Origin of the sequence: Paraburkholderia atlantica, assembly GCF_009362785.1 — a bacterium.
GTDB classification, from domain to species: domain Bacteria; phylum Pseudomonadota; class Gammaproteobacteria; order Burkholderiales; family Burkholderiaceae; genus Paraburkholderia; species Paraburkholderia atlantica.
In genome coordinates this window covers 60,258-75,970 of record NZ_WHNQ01000020.1, presented here as the reverse complement: position 1 = coordinate 75,970, position 15,713 = coordinate 60,258, and the positions used below count along the sequence as shown (strand labels likewise).

Sequence of the window (15,713 nt, the reverse complement as noted above, 5' to 3'; positions counted from 1 at the left end):
GCGCTCGTCTCCTGTAACGGAGCAGCAATCGATGCGCGACACGCGACTCGCCGGCCCGACCGGCGGCATGGTCACCAGCCCCCACGCGTTGGCGAGCGAGGCCGGCTGCGACGTGTTGCGCGCCGGCGGCAACGCGATCGAAGCGGCTATCGCGATCGGTGCCGCGCTGTGCGTGACGTATCCGCATTTCACAGGACTCGGCGGCGACGCGTTCTGGGTAATCGGCGACCGCGAGGGAACCTTGCGCACGCTGTCGGGCATCGGCCAGGCCCCGGCGCAACTGCCCGCGTTCGACGGGGCGATTCCGTTGCGCGGCGCGGCGTCCGCGCTCACCACCGCCGCGACCGTCGATGCATGGCAGCACGCGTACGAGATCAGCAAAAGCGCATGGGGCGGCACACAGTCGTGGTCGTCGCTGTTCGACCGCGCGCTCAACTATGCCGGCGAGGGCTTTCCCGTCACGCCGTCGCAGCATTTCTGGCAAAGCCTACGTGCCGACGAACTGAATACATTGCCGGGCTTTGCGGCAACCTTCGCTCCGCACGGCAGGATTCCCGCTGTCGACGAACGTTTCACACAACCGGCGTTGGCAAAGAGCATCGAGCGGATTGCCCGTTTCGGCGCACGCGAGTTTTATCAAGGCGAACTGGCGGAGCGCATCGCGCGCGGTTTGCAGCAGGCCGGCTCGCCGCTCACTTCGAGCGATCTCGCCAGAACCCGCGCGCGCGACGAAGCACCGCTGCGGGTCGGGTATCGCGGCGGCGAACTGGTGAGCCTGCGTCCGCCTACCCAAGGCGTGACGACACTGCAAATCATGGGCACGCTGGATCGCTTCGACATCGGCGCGATTCGCGAAGGGAGTGCCGATTACTATCACCTGCTGGTGGAAGCGGTGAAGTGCGCGTTCGTCGACCGTGACCGCTTCGTATCGGATCCCGAGTTCAACACCGTGCCCGTCGAGCAGATGCTGTCGCCCGCGACGCTCGACGCCCATGCTCGTTCGATCGACCCACATCGAGCGCGAGCGTGGCCACACGTCTTCCATCCGGGCGACACGGTGTTCATCGGCGCGACGGATAGCCAGGGCCGCAGCGTCAGCGTGCTGCAAACGGTCTACTTCGACTGGGGCAGCGGCGTAGTCGCGGGCGATACCGGAATTCTGTGGCACAACCGCGGCGCGTCGTTCAGCACGCACCCCGCGCATCACAACGCGGTGCGGCCGGGCAAGCGCCCTTTTCATACGCTCAACCCCGGCATGTACCTGAAAGACGGCCGCCCGTACCTGCTGTTCGGCACACAAGGCGCCGACGGTCAGCCGCAAACGCTCGCCGCCATTCTCACGCGGCTGATCGACTACGGGATGGACCCGCTCACCGCACTCGCCCGTCCGCGTTTTCTGCTCGGCAAGACGTTCTCCGACACGCGCGATGCGCTGAAGCTCGAAGAAGACGCAGGCGCCGACGTGTTCGCGGCGCTCGCCGCGCGCGGCCACGAGGTGAGCGCGATCCCGACGCAGAGTCCGCTCGCGGGTCACCCTGGTGTGATACGCATCGATGCGGACGGCGCGGTGTCAGGCGCGCACGATCCGCGCAGCGATGGCCGCGCGCTCAGCGTGTGATGGATCGGCGCGTGGGTTCTTTCCCGCATGCTGGTTCACGCGGGCCGTTCAGGTTCGCCTGCGTGGCGGCCTACGCACACGGTCCAGACGCAGTGATTCGCCAGCTAACACAAGCGCGTCTATACGCGCGTTGATCGCTGAAGGGGCTAACGCTTGTGGTCCATACGCGTCAACGTCAACGTCAACCCAACGTAAAGCGGTCACGCGTCGTCACATAGTCACTCGCGCCGAAACGGCCCACCGGAAAGTAGTGCTGCAAACGCACGCGCCACGTTTCGGTGTCGATCAACTCGTCGCGCGCATGCAGCCGATGTACGCGGCCAATAAAGATCTGCCGGGTGGTGGTCTCCAGCGTCTCCCATATCGTGCACTCGAACGCAACCGGCGCTTCGGCAATGCGCGGCGGCGCAACGCACGAGCTCGGCACCGGCGTCAAGCCGACCTCGACAAGTTCGCTAACGTTGGGCGGCAGCCTTTCCCCGCAACGATGCATTTTTTCGGCGATCGTCTCGTCGGCGAGATGCACGACGAACTCGCCGGTCCGCACGATGTTGACCGCCGTGTCCTTCAGCGTGCCGTCCGCCACGCGGTTAATGCTGATCATCACGATCGGCGGTTCTTCGCCGAGCATATTGAACATCGAAAACGGCGCGGCGTTGATCGTACCGTCGGCGCCGAGCGTGGTGACGAGCGCGATCGGACGCGGCACGATCAGGCTCGCCATCAGCTTGTAGCGCTGGTATTCGGTGATCGCTTCGAAATCAATTTCCATGTCGGGCCGCCTGGTTCGTCGTCGCGTGTTCAATGATGCCGAGCAATTGGCCGAGGCTTTTCTCGCCGCGCATTCGCGAGGTTTCAATGCGTTCTTCGAGATCGCGCAGATGCGCTTCCATATGCCCCATTGCGCCCGCCGAGTCGCGCGCCTCGATGCAGTCGACAATCGCAGCATGCTCGGCGTGCTCGCACGGCGCATGCCCCGGCGGCTCGTACACCCCGACGATCAGCGAACAGCGCGATACCAGTTCCTTCAGATAATTTTGCAGAATCGAATTGCCGGCCAGCGCGGCGATGCGCATATGAAAGCCGCTGGCGAGCGTCGCCCACGAAGGCTGGTCGTAGCGGTGCATGGCGTCATGCTCGCTCGCGAGTTGTTGCCGCAGCGCCTTGATGTCCGTCGCACTCGCGCGCTGCACGGCAAGCTCTACCAGCATCCGTTCGACCGAGCGCCGCGCCTCGAATATCTCGCGCGTTTCCTCGGGCGAGGGCTCGGCGATTACCGCGCCCTTGTTCGGCCGCAATACGACGATGCCGTCATAGGCGAGCTTTTCCAGCACACGACGTACGACCGCGCGGCCCACGCCGAACAGTTGGCACAGTTCGGGCTCCGGTAACTTCGTGCCGGGAATCAAACGATGATTCATCACGCCGTCGAAGATCGACTGATAGATGCGTGCATTGATATCCGTGTCGTCACCGGCATTTTTCTTCGCGGTGGCCGCGCCGGCTTTCGCGCTCATGCGACGGCCGGGCGCACGATGCCGGCCCGCTCCAGATCGTCCATATGACTCGCGATCTCCCCTGGAGTGGTGATCCACACATCGCCTCGTGCGCGCGCCGTGGCGATATGTTCGAGCGCGCGGCGCAGATGCCGCAACCGGTACGGCTGTCCGACCAGATACGGATGCAGCGCGATTCCCATCACCAGCGCCTGCGCTTGCGCGCCGCGATTGGCCTGTTCGAGCATCTCGTCGAACTGATCGACGATCATGTCGGCGAACGCGCGGCCGTCCATGTGACGGCCCACCATCATCGGCAGATCGTTGAGTTCCTGCGGATACGGAATCGACCACAGCGGCGCGCCACGCGTGGCCATCCGTATGGGGCGGTCGTCGTGACACCAGTTCAACGTGTAGCGATAGCCGGTCTCGGCCAGCAGATCGGGCGTCAGATGCGACTCCGAAATCCACGGCGACAGCCAGCCTTGCGGCGGCGTACCGGATTCTTCCGCGATCCGTTCGCAGCAATGCAAAAGCAGCTCGCGTTCACCGCTTTCGTCGAGGTCGCTCTGCCGGTGCGCGTTCGTGTGGCCGTGGCCGATCAGTTCATCGCCACGCGCGACGCAAGCCGCGATCAGTTCAGGACAGTGATCGTAGAGCGCGGTATTGATCAGCGTGCCCGCGGGCAGCGCGAGCTGATCGAACAGTTCGATGCAGCGCCACGCGCCGACGCGATTGCCGTACTCGCGCCAGCTATGGTTCAGCACATCCGGTTGCGGCGAGAGCGGACCGAGTGCCGCACCGAGGCCTTCGCCGAACGCAAAGTGCTCGATGTTGAAGCCAAGATAGACTGCGAGTCCGGTGTCGCCAGGCCAGCGGAACGCGTCACTATCGGTGATCGGGCGGTAGGCAAAGCGGCCATGTGTGGCAAGCGATTGACGCGCGCGGTTCTCTGCCAGGGGCATGTTCCGTGTGTCGTTCATGAGCAAGAAATCGTGGATGACGAAAGGCGCCACGACACGTTATGGATGAACCGGATTGGCCAGTTCATGCCCCGAGACGGATCGAAGACGCACCGTGATCGCGCAATCCCATCCTTCTGATCGCAAACGATCGACGCCGCGGATCGTTTGCAATATGTGAGCCAACTCGTAGACGTTAAGCACAACGGTACGTCGGCAATCGACGAGCGTCGCAATGCAATGGATGGCACATGTCTTGCGTTTGCATGGCTTCGCATGGGCGGCGCATCGGTTTTCACGCGCGCCCCACTGTTCGCCGTTCACGAGGACACATCCTTCATGATTCAGCCTGCTTCAACGGTGCTCGAAACCAAAGCCGCCGATATCGAACTGGTCCACGTGTCAAAGCAATATGGCGATTCGCTGGCCGTCGACGCGATCGACCTGCGCATCGCCGGCGGCCAGTACTGTTGCCTGCTCGGCCCATCGGGATGCGGCAAGACCTCGACCTTGCGCATGATCGCCGGGCATGAATCCGTCACTGAAGGTGACATTCTGATCGCGGGCCGCAACGTCACGCGCGCTGAACCCGCCACGCGTGGCACCGCAATGGTGTTTCAGAACTACGCGCTGTTCCCGCATCTGAGCGCGCTCGACAACGTCGCGTTCAGCCTGAAGGTGCGCGGCGTCGCGAAGGACGTGCGGCGCAAGCGCGCCGCCGAACTGCTCGAACTGGTCGCGATGTCCGCGTATGCCGAGCGCAAACCGGCCCAGCTATCCGGCGGCCAGCAGCAACGCGTGGCGCTCGCGCGCGCGTTGCTGAATCAACCGGGCTGCCTGCTACTCGACGAACCGCTCTCCGCGCTCGACCCGTTTCTGCGTGTGCAGATGCGCGCCGAACTCAAGCGTTGGCAGAAGGATCTCGGCATTACCTTCGTGCATGTCACGCACTCGCAGGAAGAAGCGATGGCGCTGGCCGATCTCGTCGTGGTGATGAGCCATGGCCGTATCGAACAGAGCGGCACACCGCACGAAGTATTCAATCGTCCGCGTACCGAATTCGTGGCCCGCTTCCTCGGTGGCCATAACGTCTTCAATACGAATGGCCGCCTGTTTACCGTGCGCGCCGACCATCTGCGCGTGATGCCGCACGGCGTCACGCCGGTGCAGAACGCCGGCGGCGAGAGCGGCCTGACACGCATTGGCGGCGTGCCCTGCAGGGTCCGTGAAGCCGAATACCAGGGCACGCATCTGCGCATCACGCTCGACCCGCTCGACGGCTCGCCCGAATTGATCTCGCTCGTGAGCGACGGCGACTACGACGCGACACGGCTCGGTCCCGACGCGCGCGTGGTGATCTGGTGGAACGAGCGGGACGCGCATCCGCTGGCAGCCTGAGTGCTTGCATCGCAGCGGATCGCATTGCAGTGAACAGAACGTCGAATAAGCGGGAATTGAACGTCAACTGAGGAGAAAGCAATGAGTGAAACGAACGAGAGCCCGGCAGTGGCCGCAACCGATGTGAAGGAAAAAGGCCTGTCGCGCCGCACGTTCATCAAGGGCGCGGTGGCGGCGGCCGGCATTGCCGGCTTTCCGTACGTGCATGCGCAGGAAAAGATCACGTTGCGCTACCTCGGCACCGCGGTCAATCAGAGTGCCGACATCGCGAAGAAATTCAAGGAAGACACCGGCATCGAGATTCAATACGTGCCAGTGACCACCGACGACGTCGCCAAGCGCATCATCACGCAACCCAACTCGTTCGATATCGTCGACACCGAATACTTCGCGCTCAAGAAGCTGATTCCGGCCGGCACGCTCGCGGGCATGGACGCCAAACGCATCAAGCTCGCCGACAAGATCACGCCCGTGTTGACGCGCGGTGAAGTCAACGGCAAGAAGATCGGCGACCAGGGCACCGCGCCCAAGAAGGTGATGTTCCTGACCGGCCCGCGCTCGACCGAGTTCTCAGCGACGCCGACCGAATGGATGACGCTAATCCCCACCACCTATAACGCGGACACGCTCGGCATTCGTCCCGACCTGATCAAGCGCCCGATCGACAGTTGGGCAGAGCTGCTCAACCCGCAGTTCAAAGGCAAGGCGGCGCTGCTGAACATTCCCGCGATCGGCATCATGGATTCGGCGATGGCGATCGAGGCGATGGGTCACATGAAATACGGCGACAAAGGCAATATGACCAAGGCCGAGATCGACCAGACCATCAAGATCCTGATCGACGCCAAGCATGCTGGGCAATTTCGCGCGTTCTGGAAGGACTTCAACGAAAGCGTGAACCTGATGGCGTCGGGCGAAGTGGTGATCCAGTCGATGTGGTCGCCGGCGGTGACGAAGGTGCGCACGATGGGCATCGCGTGCAAATTTCAGCCGCTCAAGGAAGGCTATCGCTCGTGGGCCTCGGGCTTCGGCTTTCCGCGCTCGCTGCAAGGCAAGAAGCTCGACGCCGCGTACGAATTCGTCAACTGGTTCCAGGACGGCTGGGCCGGCGCCTACCTGATGCGCCAGGGCTACTACCCCGGCGTGATCGAGACCGCGAAGACGCACATGCAGCCGTACGAATGGGACTACTGGATCGAAGGCAAAGTGGCAGCGCAGGACATCAAGGCGCCGGACGGCCAACTGCTCGAAAAGGCCGGCGCCGTGCGGGACGGCGGTTCATACACCCAGCGCATGAGCGCGATTGCCTGCTGGAACGCCGTGATGGACGAGAACATCTACATGGTTCAGAAGTGGAACGAGTTCATCGCGGCCTGATCGACGCCGCGGTTCGACGTGCTTGCCGAGGTGTGACGCACCGGCAAGCACGGCTCCTATGAGCAGCGTAGTTACTTCTCGTTCTCGCGCAGCGATGCGCCGCACAGTCATTCGATAGACTCCCGCCCATGGCAACCATCGACCTTCCCTCGCACGCGCAGGACACGCCCGTCAAACATCGCCGCGCACCGGCATGGTTGCAGGCGACGCCGCTGTCGTTGACCTTCCTGCTGTTTTTCATCGTGCCGCTGGTCATCACGCTGATCGTCAGTTTCTGGGACTTCAACGAATACCAGATCATTCCCGCGTTCACGCTGAAGAACTACGCGGCGATCTTCAACGGCTGTTCGTCGATGACGGACGTTTGCGTGACCTTCAAGACGTACTGGTCGACACTCAAGTTCTGCGCGATCGTGTGGGCAATGACCTTGCTGCTGGGCTTTTCGATCGCCTACTTCCTCGCGTTTCACGTGCGCACGACGAGCATGCAGACGGTGCTGTTCCTCGTCTGCACGATTCCGTTCTGGACCTCCAACGTGATCCGGATGATTTCATGGATGCCGCTGCTCGGCCGCAATGGCCTCGTCAATCAGGTGCTACTCGGCGCGCATCTGATCAACCAGCCGCTCGAATGGCTGCTGTACTCTAACTTCTCGGTGGTGCTCGCGTTCGTCCATCTCTACACGTTCTTCATGATCGTGCCGATCTTCAACGCGATGATGCGCATCGAGCGGTCGCTGCTCGAAGCCGCGCGCGATGCCGGTGCGAGCGGCTGGCAGGTGGTACGCGACGTGGTCCTGCCGTTGTCGAAGACGGGCATCGTAATCGGCTCGATCTTCGTGATCACGATCGTGATGGGCGATTTTCTGACCGTCGGCGTGATGGGCGGGCAACAGATTGCATCGGTGGGCAAGGTCATTCAGGTGCAGACCGGCTACCTGCAATTTCCCGCCGCGGCAGCCAATGCGATCATTCTGCTCGCCGTCGTACTGATGATCGTGTGGGGTTTGACGCGGGTCGTCGATATCCGCAAGGAGCTGTGAAAATGCAGGCCATTCGCGTCAAACATCGGGAACGCCGTCCAGCCAGTTTCTACTGGCTTGCGCTGCTGTTCGGCCTGTTCGTGCTGTTCTTGTATGGGCCGGTGATTACGATATTCATTCTGTCCTTTCAGGGCCCCGAGGGCGGCCTGACCTTTCCGATGCGCGGTGTCTCGCTGCATTGGTTCGCCGCGTTGCGCGACGGCGTCGGCGATGTTGATATCTGGGGCGCGTTCGGACGATCCGTGCGGCTCGCGCTGGCGGTCACGGTGCTGACGGTGTTGTTTTCAGTGGCGGCGGGCCTCGCCTTTCGTCGAAAGTTTCGCGGCGACACGGCGGTGTTCTACGTGTCGGTCGCGAGTCTGATCATGCCGTCCATTATTGTTTCGCTTGGGATCGGTTTGACGTTCCGGCTGCTCGATAATGGGGTGAAGTACCTCGCGTCGACATGGGGGTATCAATCGTTTTCCGATAGCTATACGACGTCGATGGGCCTGTTCACCTCCGCGCTCGGAGCGCATTTGACGTGGACGCTGCCGTTCGGTTTGTTGGTGATGTTCGCGGTGTTTAACCGCTTCAATCCGGGCTATGAAGAGGCGTCGCGCGATCTCGGCGCGACGCCGTGGCAGAGTTTCCTGCATGTCGTGCTGCCGATCATCGGACCGTCGGTGGTCGGCGTCGCGATGTTCGGCTTCACGCTGTCATGGGACGAGATCGCTCGCACCTCGCAGGCGATCGGCGATCAGAACACGCTGCCGCTCGAGCTTCAGGGGCTCACCACGTCGGTGACGACGCCGGTCATATATGCGCTCGGCACGATGACGACAGTGTTGTCGTTGACCGTGATGGGCGGGTGTCTGCTTGCGGTGAGGGTGTTGGCGCGTCGCCGCGCAGTGGCAGGGTTGAAATAACTCGTGGCGTCGCCGCATGGCGAGCGCCAGGCGTCATTGCACGCTCACTGCCAAGAATCAGCAAAATGCTTCGTTGCTAGCGCCCCGCGTCCTCCCGTACCGTTCTCCGATTGCGCCTCGCGAGCGTCTTACTGCGGAGAACACACGTCGGGCTTCGAGCGCTCAACGCCCCGAGGACTGCTTGCTGCTCGGGGGGAAGTTACAATTGAGGACTCACCTCAGCAGAGAAATATGCAGATGAAAGATGCGTTCGAACGCCGTGCCCTGTTGCTGCACCTGGCAGACGTATTGGAGGCAGTGAATTGGGCCATTAATCACGATGTCAACGACAAGACACTGCGCGAACTTGCGGAAACGAACGGACCACTCACGCGCTTTCCGCTGCTGCGAGACGTGTCGGCGCAAATGACGTCGATGGAGTTTGCGCGACGTGCCACAAGCGCTTTTGTTGAATGGCCGCGCGAATTGCTCGAGCCTGAGTTAAATCGCAAGCGTCTCGCCTCCTCGGTCCAGCGCAACCTGTTTGATGGCAACGCGGAGGGATGGCGCGCGTACGTCGCCGGGTTAAGGGCCGATGTTCCGTGGTTTGGCGTCGGTTTGCGGTTGTTGAGAGAAAGCGAGGACGCGCGTTCCTCATCGACGCCGGCGCTCCCAGACCGCCTGGCCGCGAAGGAAGTCGTTGTCGACAGCGAAGCAGCGCGTAACGGCGAGCCGGTCGCTAAAGCGGGTGAAAACTTTGAAACCAGCCAACGTATCTATCCCACGTGGCCGTGGAAGTCCTGAGTTCTGTGCGCTCGCGACGATGGCGTGCTCCGCGCCTTGCCGCCGTGCAGGCTGGCACTGACTGTTGGAACAAGCGCGTCGCGTCAACTCAGGCTGCTCTAAGCCGACGGGATTTGCGGATGCGGTCAGACTGGGTTCCTCATGCCATCCGGCGACCAGCCATCGACGGCGATGCCGGCCCTATCGGCGAGGCCGGGCGGGTTTTCGATAAGGGTATATCCCCATCAAGAAACAGCTACGGTTGATAATCAACGCGGCTCATCAACTCCCCGCCGAGCTCTACCTTGTCCGCCGTCACGCGCTCGCAGAAGAAATTCCGTCGTTCGGGTCCCTTCTGCTTGCGCTCCTGTTTGCCTGGACCTCGAAGCGGCCTCGCTCGCTTTATAACGAAGAAAATCGCACATGAATGTGAACGGGCGCGATAGCCTGGGCCGCTCAGCGTGCACGGGTGCCCGGGACGCGGCCCCCACGTGGTGTGTTCGTGACCGCAACTATCTAATCAAGCGCCGCGGTGATATCGATGTGAGCAAACGGGTTTTGAGAGTGGAGATTGCTGCCGCGAAAATAGTTGTCCAACACTTTCGCGGAATCTCCCGTAATGACGTTCGTCCTCGCCTCGCTGGTGTCATCGTTCTCGCGCCACAGAGCGCGTCTCTTCTTCGCGGCCGGTGTGCTTCTCGCGGCGACGGCGCACGCGACGCCGGGCGATGCGATCCCCGACACGGTGCCGCCCGGTACAACGCTCACCATCGGCGATCCGCGCACACAGCGCGCGCTGGAACTCTCGGGCGAGATCAAGAAGCTGCCGTTCAAGGTGATCTGGGCGAACGTAAGCGGTGGTCCGCAGACTATCGAGGCCTTCCGGGCGAAAGCGCTCGATCTGGGCTCCGTTGCCGACATTCCGCCCATCCACGCGACCTGGACGGGGCTGCCGGTAAAGATCGTCGCCGCGTCGTTCCGCAAGGACCCGATCAATCACCCGATCTACAAGCTGGGCATCGCACCGGGTTCCAACATCAACACGCTCGCCGATCTCAAGGGCAAAAAAATCGCCTACAGCCCAGGACAGGCGCAGGGCGCGCTGGTGCTGCGCATCCTGCAGAAAGCCGGGCTCACGCAGAAGGATGTGACGCTCGTTGAGATGCCGAGCACCGGCGATGTCTACGTGAGCGCGCTGGCGAGCCGGCTCGTCGACGCGGCGCCCATCGGCGAGGCGAATCAGCCGCGTTACCTCGCGAATTACGGGCACAACGGCGCGAAACTCATTTCGCACGGACTGCGCGACGACCCTTGGTACATCTACGGTCTGCGATCCGTCGTCGACGATCCGGCGAAGGCTGCAGCGGTTCGCGAGTATGTCAAGGCGTGGGCGCGCGCGACCGAATGGATCTACCTGCATCAGGAACAGTGGGTGCAAGGCTATTACGTCGAGCAGCAAGGACTCAAAGCCGATGCGGGCCGCTATCTGGCGCAGTCGGCGGGTGAGCCGGACATTCCCGCCGACTGGAACGGTGCGATCCAGCGCCAGCAGGCCACCATCGATCTGCTCGCGAAGGAGACCGGCAAGCCGCGTCTCGACGCCGCCTCCCTGTTCGATCGACGCTACGAATTTCTCGCGGCCAAAGCCCTGCAGACACCATGAGCGATCTCTCCACTTCCGCGGACGGCGTGCCAACCACAACGGTCCGGCGCGCGCGGCGGCCGCGTCTCGGCCCGGGCAAGCCTATTCGCTATGGCGCGGCCATCGGCCCGCTCCTGCTGCTCGTGATCTGGAGCGTCGGTTCGTGGACGGGTTTGATCGACCATCGCACGCTCTCGCCACCGTGGGTTGCCGCGCAGACCGCCGGCGACCTGATCGCGTCGGGGCGTCTGTGGTCGAACTTCGCGACTTCGCTGTGGCGAGCGTTGCAGGGCCTGTTCTGGGGCGTACTGGCGGGCGGTGTGCTGGGCGTGGTGTCGGGGTTGAGCCGCATCGGCGAATACCTGCTGGACGGCCCCGTGCAGATCAAGCGTTCGATCCCGAGTCTCGCGCTGGTGCCGCTCCTGATGCTGTGGCTCGGCATCGGCGAAAGCATGAAGGTGACGGCCATCGCGCTGATCGTGTTCGTGCCCATCTACATTCAGACGCACGACTGCCTGCGCGCGATCGACAATCGGTATCTCGAACTCGCGCTCACGCTCGGCGTCGGACGCTGGTCGTTCATCCGCAACGTAGTGCTGCCGGGCGCGCTGCCCGGCTTCCTGCTCGGGCTGCGCTTCGCAGTCACATATTCGTGGCTCGCCCTCGTGGTGGTCGAGCAGGTCAATTCGACGAGCGGCATTGGCTACATGATCGAGCTTGCGCGCACCTACGGACAGACTGAAGTGATCATTGTCGGCCTCGCACTGTATGCTCTGCTGGGCCTGACCTCGGACGCCCTGGTGCGGCTATTGCAACGGAGAGTGCTGACATGGCGGAAAACCCTGGCGGACTGAACTTGAGCGTCGTCAGCGTGCGTGGCCTCATGCGCCGTTTCGGCGATCGCACGATTCTCGATCGTATCGATCTGAATATCCAGCGCGGCGAGTTCGTCGCCATGCTGGGCCGCAGCGGCTCGGGCAAGAGCACCTTTCTGCGCGCGCTGGCGGGACTCGATCATGAGGTCGCGGGCGGCGGCAGTCTCGCGGTGCCGGACAGGCTGTCCGTGGTGTTCCAGGACGCGCGCCTGCTGCCGTGGAAGCGGCTCGTCGAGAACGTCACGTTCGGGCTTGCCGTCGAACGGCCGCAGGAACGGGCGCGCGAGGCGCTGACCGAAGTGGGTCTCGCCGGGCGCGAGCGGGCCTGGCCGCAGGAACTCTCGGGCGGCGAGCAACAGCGCGTCGCGCTCGCGCGGGCACTGGCGCGCGAGCCGGAACTGCTGCTCGCCGACGAACCGTTCGGCGCGCTCGACGCGCTGACCCGTCTGCGCATGCATGCGTTGCTGCGGCGTCTGTGCGACCGGCATCGGCCCGCGGTGCTACTCGTCACGCACGACGTCGATGAAGCCATTCATCTTGCCGACCGCGTCGTGGTGCTGGATCAGGGCAAGCTTGTCGTCGACGTGACGGTCGGCTTGCCCGCCACGCAACCGCGGCGCGAGGCGCGCGTGGTCGAATTACGCGAACGACTCCTGGCGAGTCTCGGCGTTGAAGCGGAACTCAGCGAAAAGGCCCGTGCGGTGGCGTGAGCGGCGCCCTGCATGACATGTACGAAAGCTCGCGAACACCCCGCCAACGTGACAGCGCCTCGAAGCCTTATGCCGTTCAATGAACACGAGCCAGCAATTCGAAACTCGCGTCCTGATCGGCGGTAGGCTGCCGGTCGCGTCCCCAGCCGATCGCGCGACGGTACTGACCGAATTCGACGGGACGCATCTCCCCCTTAGGCAACGGCTCGACTTGCGGCGCGACGAAGAGCGCATCCTCCGGGCAATACAGCTCGCAGATGAAGCACGTCTGGCAATCGCTCTGACGCGCGATACGCGGCGGGCCGTCCGGCACGACATCGAACACGTTGATCGGACACACGCGCACGCAGATTTTGCAGCCGGTGCAGCGCTCGCTATCGACAATCTCGATCATGCGGCCACTCCTTTGACGAGATCCGCCGAGCGTCGCGCATCCAGTTTTTCGACCCACACTCTGTCCAGCCCGCTGCTCAACAAGCGTTCACGCTGAGCCGGGTCAAGCGACGGATGTTCCTTCCGCCGATGCATGCCGCGCGTCTCGGTGCGTTGCAACGCGCTGCGATACATCCAGCGCGAGGTCGCCAGCATCGCCGCGGCCTCGCGGGCACGCACGGTCTCCAGTGCGCTGCGTGCGGGCGCCGCACGGCGTACGCGCTGCCACAGCGTGTCCAAACGCGTCAGCGAGTCTTCGAGCAGCGCGCCGTCGCGCGTCCAGTTGCGTTGCGTCGGAAAGACCTCCTGTTGCACGCCGCGAATGACTTCGTCCACGTCGTAAGGCGCACTGCCTCCGCCGTCGCGTAGCGCGACGCCTCCCGCGCGCACGATGCATGTTGAGCGCGCAGCAGCTCCTCGTGAGCGCGCGTAATCCGCCGCGCCCGCGCCAGCCCAAAGGCCGGACGACATCGCCCACGCCGCGTTATGGCTGCCGCCTCCGGTAAAGCCGCCGCAGATGAACTCGCGCGTGGCCGCATCGCCCGCCGCATACAAGCCCTCGGCGGACGTCGCGCAGGACTCGTCGATCAGATGCAGACCACCGGTTCCACGCACCGTGCCTTCGAGGCGCAGCGTAACGGGAAACCGCTGCGCGAATGGGTCGATGCCCTGACGGTCGAACGGCAGAAAGAAATTGGACTGCGCCTTGCGCATCCATGCGCGGATCTGTTCGTCGGCGCGATCGAGGCGCGCGTACACCGGCTGGCTCTCCAGAACCTGAGCGATCACACCGCGCCCATGAGACGATCCCGCGCCGGGAATCGCCGATCCGTCGCGGTAGTAGAAAGTCGCCCAGTTGTAAAACAGCGATTTGGTCACCGACGAAAACGCGGGCCCAAGTCCATACGCATTCGAGAACTCCATGCCCGACAGAACCGCGCCCACTTCGGCGGCCATCAGCTGGCCGTCGCCCGTCAACACGTTGCAGCCGAGCGCGTTGCTGAGAAACGCGCAGCCGCCGGTCGCGATCACCACTGCGCCCGCGCGCGTGAGCCACGGCTGCCCCGCCTGACGATCGACACCCGCAGCACCCGACACCGTGCCGTCCTCGTCGATCAGCAGTTCGAGCGCGGGGCTTTGGTCCAAGATACGCACGCCTGCTTCCTTGACGCGCTTGCGCATCAGCCGCATGTATTCAGGCCCTTGCAGCGACGTGCGCCGCTCGGTGCCGGCTTCGTCGAACGGAAACGGATAGCCCCACTCCGCCAGTTGCTGCACGTTCAGCCAAGTCTGCTCCAGCACGCGATCCATCCACGCCTGGTCCGCGAGTTCGCCGCCGAGCTTGAAGCGGCTCGCTTTCGCGGCAGCGCGCGATGCCCCGTCCGGCGGCACATACCAGACGCCGGTGCCCGCAGGCGCGGTCGCGCCCGACGTGCCGCAGAAGCCTTTGTCCGCAAGCACGACTCGCGCGCCGCGCGCGGACGCGCTGATCGCCGCCCACGTGCCGGCGGGACCGCCGCCGATCACGAGCACGTCGGCATCGTGTCGCGTGCCCTTATCCGCGTGAGTGACCTTGGGCGCACCGCTTCTCGCCGGATTGTCCGTCATGAAAATGCGTCTCCTGTGATGACCGTTGCCGTTCCCTCACGAAGCCAAAGCGCGCTCAGCGCTCGCCCTTCCAGGCCGTGAGCCGCCGCTCCGCAAGCAACACCGCGTGATTGAAGACGAGCCCGAGCAGCGCGAGCGTGACGATGCCCGCGTACATCTTCGGAATCTCGAACGTGAATTGCGAGTAGTTGACGAGGTAGCCGAGCCCCGCCTTCGCACCGACCATCTCCGCGGCGATCAGCACGAGAATCGAATAGGCCGCCGCGACGCGTATGCCGGTGAACACAGCCGGGACCGATGCTGGCAATACGACTTTGCGAAAGAGTTGCAACGGCGTGAGTCCCATCGACAACGCCGAGCGGATCAGGAGCGGATCGACGTTGCGCACGCCGCTCACGGTGTTGAGCATGACAGGCCACACGCACGAATAGACGACCATCGACACCTTCGAGGTCTCGCCCATTCCCAGCACCAGCACGAACACCGGAAGCAGCGCGAGCGGCGCGGTATTGCGAAACAGTTCGAGCAGCGGATCGAGCATTTCGGCCAGCGTTCGATACCAGCCAATCATTAAACCGAACGGCACGCCAATCGCGACTGCGATCGTGAACCCGGCGAGCGCTCGCGACGCGCTGGCGAACAGGTGTTGTTCAAGCTCGCCCGAACGCAGCATCTCGACCAGCGCGCCGAGCACCGTCGAAATAGGCGGCAGAAACGTCGCGTCGATCCAGCCAGCACGCGGCAAAATCTCCCACAGCGCACAGAACGCGACGATCGCGACACCGCCGCGCAGTACGCGCGACAATGTCGATACGAGACCAGTGGCCCACGAGCCAGCCGACGAAAAGCGGGTGGATAACGTACTCATCTTCGTTCGGGCTC

General features: G+C 63.5%; 15 protein-coding genes. 9 read left to right on the top strand and 6 right to left on the bottom strand.

The features are described 5' to 3' along the window. The first annotated feature begins 31 nt into the window (after positions 1 to 31). Positions 32 to 1,618, top strand: a complete 1,587-nt coding sequence (locus tag GCT19_RS25435) for a gamma-glutamyltransferase family protein (protein ID WP_152853467.1) — start codon at positions 32 to 34, stop codon at positions 1,616 to 1,618. Positions 1,619 to 1,799: 181 nt separating this feature from the next. On the opposite strand, the gene GCT19_RS25430 is transcribed toward GCT19_RS25435, so the two are convergent. The 3 genes from GCT19_RS25430 to GCT19_RS25420 are packed head-to-tail and all read right to left on the bottom strand — an operon-like array spanning position 1,800 to position 4,097. Beyond that, entirely contained in the window at positions 1,800 to 2,390 is a 591-nt protein-coding gene (locus GCT19_RS25430) for a flavin reductase family protein (protein WP_013093401.1), read from the bottom strand. Beyond that, positions 2,380 to 3,135 (bottom strand): GntR family transcriptional regulator, encoded by a 756-nt coding sequence (locus GCT19_RS25425; RefSeq protein WP_152853466.1) that lies wholly within the window; start codon positions 3,133 to 3,135, stop codon positions 2,380 to 2,382. Before GCT19_RS25425 ends, GCT19_RS25430 begins: the two co-directional genes overlap by 11 nt. Beyond that, complete coding sequence (locus GCT19_RS25420; RefSeq protein WP_152853465.1) at positions 3,132 to 4,097, bottom strand: polysaccharide deacetylase family protein; 966 nt, start codon at positions 4,095 to 4,097, stop codon at positions 3,132 to 3,134. Before GCT19_RS25420 ends, GCT19_RS25425 begins: the two co-directional genes overlap by 4 nt. Before the next feature lie 318 nt (positions 4,098 to 4,415). Here GCT19_RS25420 and GCT19_RS25415 point away from each other — a divergent pair, with 318 nt between their 5' ends. The 8 genes from GCT19_RS25415 to GCT19_RS25380 all read left to right on the top strand — a co-directional run bounded on the left by GCT19_RS25415 (position 4,416) and on the right by GCT19_RS25380 (position 12,791). After that, the gene (locus GCT19_RS25415) at positions 4,416 to 5,474 is read left to right on the top strand and encodes an ABC transporter ATP-binding protein (protein ID WP_152853464.1); all 1,059 of its coding nucleotides are present in this window, start codon (positions 4,416 to 4,418) and stop codon (positions 5,472 to 5,474) included. Between the two features lie 81 nt (positions 5,475 to 5,555). Beyond that, positions 5,556 to 6,851: an ABC transporter substrate-binding protein gene (locus GCT19_RS25410; RefSeq protein WP_152853463.1), complete on the top strand. Its 1,296-nt coding sequence runs from the start codon at positions 5,556 to 5,558 to the stop codon at positions 6,849 to 6,851. 128 nt (positions 6,852 to 6,979) lie between these two features. Continuing rightward, complete coding sequence (locus GCT19_RS25405; RefSeq protein ID WP_152853462.1) at positions 6,980 to 7,894, top strand: ABC transporter permease; 915 nt, start codon at positions 6,980 to 6,982, stop codon at positions 7,892 to 7,894. A 2-nt stretch (positions 7,895 to 7,896) separates the two neighbouring features. Continuing rightward, positions 7,897 to 8,802 carry an ABC transporter permease gene (locus GCT19_RS25400; protein ID WP_013093395.1) on the top strand — a complete coding sequence of 302 codons (906 nt, stop codon included), beginning with the start codon at positions 7,897 to 7,899 and terminating at the stop codon, positions 8,800 to 8,802. 231 nt (positions 8,803 to 9,033) lie between these two features. Further along, complete coding sequence (locus GCT19_RS25395; RefSeq protein WP_152853461.1) at positions 9,034 to 9,585, top strand: hypothetical protein; 552 nt, start codon at positions 9,034 to 9,036, stop codon at positions 9,583 to 9,585. A gap of 598 nt (positions 9,586 to 10,183) precedes the next feature. Beyond that, positions 10,184 to 11,227, top strand: coding sequence for an ABC transporter substrate-binding protein (locus GCT19_RS25390; RefSeq protein ID WP_018436432.1), 1,044 nt, complete (start codon positions 10,184 to 10,186; stop codon positions 11,225 to 11,227). Further along, complete coding sequence (locus GCT19_RS25385) at positions 11,224 to 12,060, top strand: ABC transporter permease (protein ID WP_152853460.1); 837 nt, start codon at positions 11,224 to 11,226, stop codon at positions 12,058 to 12,060. Before GCT19_RS25390 ends, GCT19_RS25385 begins: the two co-directional genes overlap by 4 nt. Continuing rightward, positions 12,036 to 12,791 (top strand): ABC transporter ATP-binding protein, encoded by a 756-nt coding sequence (locus tag GCT19_RS25380; RefSeq protein WP_152853459.1) that lies wholly within the window; start codon positions 12,036 to 12,038, stop codon positions 12,789 to 12,791. Before GCT19_RS25385 ends, GCT19_RS25380 begins: the two co-directional genes overlap by 25 nt. A 76-nt stretch (positions 12,792 to 12,867) precedes the next feature. Here GCT19_RS25380 and GCT19_RS25375 read toward each other — a convergent pair whose 3' ends face one another. From GCT19_RS25375 to GCT19_RS25365, 3 genes are read right to left on the bottom strand one after another with little or no spacing between them, the layout of a single operon-like run. After that, positions 12,868 to 13,185, bottom strand: a complete 318-nt coding sequence (locus GCT19_RS25375; protein WP_018436429.1) for a 4Fe-4S dicluster domain-containing protein — start codon at positions 13,183 to 13,185, stop codon at positions 12,868 to 12,870. Then, the gene (locus tag GCT19_RS25370) at positions 13,182 to 14,831 is read right to left on the bottom strand and encodes an FAD-dependent oxidoreductase (protein WP_152853458.1); all 1,650 of its coding nucleotides are present in this window, start codon (positions 14,829 to 14,831) and stop codon (positions 13,182 to 13,184) included. Before GCT19_RS25370 ends, GCT19_RS25375 begins: the two co-directional genes overlap by 4 nt. Positions 14,832 to 14,886: 55 nt before the next feature. Next, complete coding sequence (locus GCT19_RS25365; protein ID WP_152853457.1) at positions 14,887 to 15,699, bottom strand: ABC transporter permease; 813 nt, start codon at positions 15,697 to 15,699, stop codon at positions 14,887 to 14,889. Positions 15,700 to 15,713 lie beyond the last annotated feature (14 nt).

Coding starts and splice junctions, on each gene's coding strand:
- GCT19_RS25435 (WP_152853467.1), top strand. CDS start 32: ATGCGCGACACGCGACTCGCCGGCCCGACCGGCGGCATGGTCACCAGC.
- GCT19_RS25430 (WP_013093401.1), bottom strand. CDS start 2,390: ATGGAAATTGATTTCGAAGCGATCACCGAATACCAGCGCTACAAGCTG.
- GCT19_RS25425 (WP_152853466.1), bottom strand. CDS start 3,135: ATGAGCGCGAAAGCCGGCGCGGCCACCGCGAAGAAAAATGCCGGTGAC.
- GCT19_RS25420 (WP_152853465.1), bottom strand. CDS start 4,097: ATGAACGACACACGGAACATGCCCCTGGCAGAGAACCGCGCGCGTCAA.
- GCT19_RS25415 (WP_152853464.1), top strand. CDS start 4,416: ATGATTCAGCCTGCTTCAACGGTGCTCGAAACCAAAGCCGCCGATATC.
- GCT19_RS25410 (WP_152853463.1), top strand. CDS start 5,556: ATGAGTGAAACGAACGAGAGCCCGGCAGTGGCCGCAACCGATGTGAAG.
- GCT19_RS25405 (WP_152853462.1), top strand. CDS start 6,980: ATGGCAACCATCGACCTTCCCTCGCACGCGCAGGACACGCCCGTCAAA.
- GCT19_RS25400 (WP_013093395.1), top strand. CDS start 7,897: ATGCAGGCCATTCGCGTCAAACATCGGGAACGCCGTCCAGCCAGTTTC.
- GCT19_RS25395 (WP_152853461.1), top strand. CDS start 9,034: ATGCAGATGAAAGATGCGTTCGAACGCCGTGCCCTGTTGCTGCACCTG.
- GCT19_RS25390 (WP_018436432.1), top strand. CDS start 10,184: ATGACGTTCGTCCTCGCCTCGCTGGTGTCATCGTTCTCGCGCCACAGA.
- GCT19_RS25385 (WP_152853460.1), top strand. CDS start 11,224: ATGAGCGATCTCTCCACTTCCGCGGACGGCGTGCCAACCACAACGGTC.
- GCT19_RS25380 (WP_152853459.1), top strand. CDS start 12,036: ATGGCGGAAAACCCTGGCGGACTGAACTTGAGCGTCGTCAGCGTGCGT.
- GCT19_RS25375 (WP_018436429.1), bottom strand. CDS start 13,185: ATGATCGAGATTGTCGATAGCGAGCGCTGCACCGGCTGCAAAATCTGC.
- GCT19_RS25370 (WP_152853458.1), bottom strand. CDS start 14,831: ATGACGGACAATCCGGCGAGAAGCGGTGCGCCCAAGGTCACTCACGCG.
- GCT19_RS25365 (WP_152853457.1), bottom strand. CDS start 15,699: ATGAGTACGTTATCCACCCGCTTTTCGTCGGCTGGCTCGTGGGCCACT.